Annotated in this window: 1 protein-coding gene; it reads left to right on the top strand. The window is 51.2% G+C overall.

Features of this window, described 5'->3' with window-relative positions:
• Nucleotides 1-463 (top strand): GmrSD restriction endonuclease domain-containing protein (locus C457_RS19470; RefSeq protein ID WP_152419978.1); only part of this gene is annotated, 463 nt, incomplete at its 5' end.
• Nucleotides 464-654 lie beyond the last annotated feature (191 nt).

Genomic DNA, 654 nt, shown 5'->3' with positions numbered 1-654 from the left:
GAACATCAGTCCATCCGCTGAAGACATCCGTCGAGTCGTAGCCAACGCTCGTTACGAGAGCAGCCCAGGAGAACCTGTATTTACCGACACGGATGTCACGGCAGTACTCGGGCTCATCGAAGAATCGTATACGCAATCGATGTCTGCCAGTATTGGCGACTACTCGGTTGACCACATCTACCCGAAAAGCAGAGAAGAGACTGTATCTGAATCTATTGGAGAGACTGTTGATGTTGATCGAATTGGGAATCTACAGCTGTTGCCACACGAGATGAACGAAGAGATCAAAAGCGACCAGTGGCCCCACGAATGGTTGGATGATCTCGGCAACGCCGAGGCTGAGCGTATCCAACGGGTAAATCAGTACCCCGATGTCGAACCTACGCCGGAGAACGCACAGGCGTTTATCCAGGCTCGCGAAGAGCAGATCACCGACTACCTGATTGACAAGTACGTCAAGTGAATAATCACTCGATCCCGAAATGTGAGGATTCGTACGAGATCCCAATTGAGTTGTCGTCCATCACAACGGTTCGCTCCAACAGGGCGGCGATTTGGTTCATATCCCTTCCTGGCTGTTCTGCTACCTCTGTCGAGTTTGAGGCTGTACCGAAGTCAGTCTAGTCAAGTGCCCCATGATGCCAAGCATGAAAT

The organism is Haloferax prahovense DSM 18310, from assembly GCF_000336815.1.
GTDB lineage: Archaea > Halobacteriota > Halobacteria > Halobacteriales > Haloferacaceae > Haloferax > Haloferax prahovense.
The sequence above is the reverse complement of the archived record's forward strand: the minus strand, read 5'-3'. Positions and strand labels throughout refer to the sequence as shown.